The organism is Veillonella dispar, assembly GCF_937975875.1.
In the GTDB taxonomy this organism is placed as follows: Bacteria; Bacillota; Negativicutes; order Veillonellales; family Veillonellaceae; genus Veillonella; species Veillonella dispar_B.
The window spans coordinates 1-3,155 of the sequence record NZ_CALJSP010000060.1; the positions used below are offsets into that span (position 1 = coordinate 1).

Sequence of the window (3,155 nt, forward strand, 5' to 3'; positions counted from 1 at the left end):
GGTTGGCTGGAAGTCCCAATGCTCGCAGACCGATAAGTCGCCAATTTCACGCAAGTCCCAAGGAAGGTGTCTTTTGCTTATCTCTTCTTATATTCTTGTGTTTTTATTTCTCTATAACTGACTCATCCAGCTGTGTACCATCAGGTAAGAAAGCTTTTACAATCAATTTATTTGGTGTAACAGTCATCGTCATATAGTTATTTTTTTCACGATCTGGTGCCACGTATACATCTAAAGGATGCTCTTTCCATTTAGGGCGGCCAGCATCTCCGGCTATACCAGTAAGGATATATAGTGGCCCCGATGCATCACGCTCAAAGTTGCGCACATGCCCTCTATTGCGATAGGAGTGTAAATGCGCAGACAGTACTAAGTCTACATTAAACTCATCGAAGATTGGCATAAATAATACGCCTTCGTCATCAAAGCCAACAGCTCTACTTCCACCGGGTCCCTCAAAGGCATATTGGAATGGATCTCTATGCATAAGAACTACGGTCCATTTTTTCGTATTAGCTGCTAAATCTTGACGTAACCATTGAACTTGTACATCGTACAAATCTGGATGATGCGTATCATGATTGTCCTCATGATTACTTTCATATAACATCGTATCTAATACAACATAATGTACATCGCCAAAATCGTAAGAATAATACCGGCGATTGAATGTTTCATTTCCGTTAGGTGGTACTGCAAAATAATTCAAATATGCATAAGGCTCGAGCATTTTCCAATCTAATGTATACATCTCATGATTGCCTAAGGTCGGTGCTAACGGCACATTAGCACTCAATGGTCTGATGGAATTTAACCAAGTGCGCCATTGATAATCTTGTTCCCCGTTATCTACAAGGTCCCCCATGCTAATATACAGAGCCGTCCTTGGATTGCGATGTGCGGAATCTTTAACAAGCTGTTCCCATCCGGAATAATCTCCAGACTGAGAATCTGGATAGATAAGAACATCATATACACTAGAGCCGGCAGTTTCCAATGAGTACCAATCACTGCGACGATCATCACCATAACCAATGCGATATTCGTATTTAGTACTAGGTGTTAGACCTGTCAAAGTACCCTCATGGATATAGGTGGTACTACCGTCATCGGTAAAAACTTTATCTGTAGCGCCTATACTTTGAATATTTTCAGCCCCGTCTAGACGATACTCTATGACCGCATCAGCTTCACTACTATCTGATTGCCACATAATAGTACGGCTTGTGCTGTTATCTTTAGCGACAATTTGTCGAATATAACGGCCTTCAGAATCAAGAAGCGGGTTTATCTCTTGCCCACTTACAACAGCCGCAGTCCAAGCCAATCTACTTTGAATGGCATCTTTATATACATAGCCACCTATGACTAATACAACCAATGCTGCAATAGCTATAATTGTTTTTAATAGTTTACTTTTATTCATATAGTTCCTTTATGTAAATATGTATTAAGTACTAATATGAACACATTATAAAACTTAAACTTAACTTTAAGTCAAATAAGATTTTTCTATACTTCTTGAACATCTACTTTTCTATATCTAGCAGAAATACATCCCAACATATTTAATTGCGGTATGTTCCATTCATTAGGTAAATAGATATTACAGGTAAGCTCATCACCTATAGAGTTGTTAGCTATAAATTGATAGCGCCCTAATTCTTCATTACTGCATACTCTTTCAAGCTGATTTAAAGTAGTGTCCCCCCAAAATCGACTAAATTCAGTCCAAATAGTTTCTACATCAGCTTGAGATAACTCAACCTGTAATCTATATTTTATGCCAACTTTGCATCGTTTTTTTAAGCCCTTTTCATCAGCACTACAAACCTTTGTCGCCCCCTTTTCAAAAGACCATTCTAGCCCATCCAATGATTGAACTTCGGTGGAAATAAGATCTTTAAATTTTGAAAAGTCTCCGAGAAAATGTTTACACGCTACCTCGAATGTATCCAATTTATCTACATTGCTCAATTCACAATACCCCTATTAAAAAGATTTATCTATTATTTTTCGTAATATTGTTTCATTTGTGTATAGCCATTAACGATGACTTCAATTTCACCGGTTCTAGGATGGAATATAAGACCATGAATAGGTACGTCTTTCGGAATCAAAGGATTCATCCGCAATTCGTCTACAGTGTCTTCTACATTTTCAGCAGGGTGTGTAAATCCATCTGCCCAGCGTTCCATTTCTTTACGGACCATATGAATCGCTTCTGGTGCAATGCCACGAGCCAACATTTTTTCTGTTAGATCTTTTGCTGTAGTTTTTGCCATACCACATTCGTGATGACCTATGATAAAGATTTCGTTAACGCCTAGCTCATAAATACAAACAAGTAAACTACGTACTACGCCATCAAAGGGACCTGTAATACAGTTCCCTGCAGTCTTTACGATTTTCGCTTCACCACGGCCAATATCCATGGAATCTTCTAAGAAATTAACAAGACGTGTATCCATGCATGTAACGATTGCCATTTCACGACTAGGCATCTTACTGCATTTAGTATCTGTTTCTACATAACCTGTATTTTGATCTTCTACATATTCTCTATTATGGGCTAAAATATCATCTAATAAACTCATAGTACCTCCTATATAAAAAGACCTTGGCATACAACCAAGGTCTCTATATCAATAATGGTCGATATAAATATTATATCATATTCAGTTGTATCCATTCTAAATCACTACTAGTCTTAGATCATTATTCTCCAAAAATAGATTTAGAATAATTACAGCTACATATTATCTATCAGGTGTAGATAACGCTTCAATAGCAACGCTACCACCGCGCACGACTTCAATGCGGTTGACGAACATATCTTTAAATAGTGCAATCATGTCGTTATTTTTAGATACTGTTTTAACACATTGTACGAGAACAGACTTACGATTGTAATCCACAACTAATAAATCAAAGGTTTGGGCAATGCGGAAGATTTCTTGCTTATCCGCTTCTTTACAGCTATTAACCTTGATAAATAGTAATTCTTTTTTCGTAATTCGCATGTCAGTAAAGTCGATAACTTTAATAATCTCCACACTGCGATTTAGTTGCTTAATAATTTGTTCGTACGTCAAATCATCACATGTGAGCTCAATTGTCATAAAATACCAAAGAAAAAGCAAGATTTTTATCGA

4 protein-coding genes are annotated in these 3,155 nt (G+C 37.2%); all 4 read right to left on the reverse strand.

The genetic code is table 11. The annotated features are described in order from the left end of the window. Positions 1–103: 103 nt before the first annotated feature. Entirely contained in the window at positions 104–1,426 is a 1,323-nt protein-coding gene (locus tag Q7P05_RS03060; RefSeq protein WP_303930366.1) for a fibronectin type III domain-containing protein, read from the reverse strand. Positions 1,427–1,512: 86 nt separating this feature from the next. Beyond that, a complete protein-coding gene (locus Q7P05_RS03065) occupies positions 1,513–1,977 on the reverse strand; it encodes a hypothetical protein (RefSeq protein ID WP_303930368.1) in 465 nt (154 codons plus the stop codon). A 32-nt stretch (positions 1,978–2,009) separates the two neighbouring features. After that, positions 2,010–2,597, reverse strand: a complete 588-nt coding sequence (locus Q7P05_RS03070) for a carbonic anhydrase (RefSeq protein ID WP_105089499.1) — start codon at positions 2,595–2,597, stop codon at positions 2,010–2,012. A 162-nt stretch (positions 2,598–2,759) separates the two neighbouring features. Beyond that, positions 2,760–3,155 (reverse strand): acetolactate synthase small subunit (gene ilvN / locus Q7P05_RS03075; protein ID WP_303930370.1); only part of this gene is annotated, 396 nt, incomplete at its 5' end.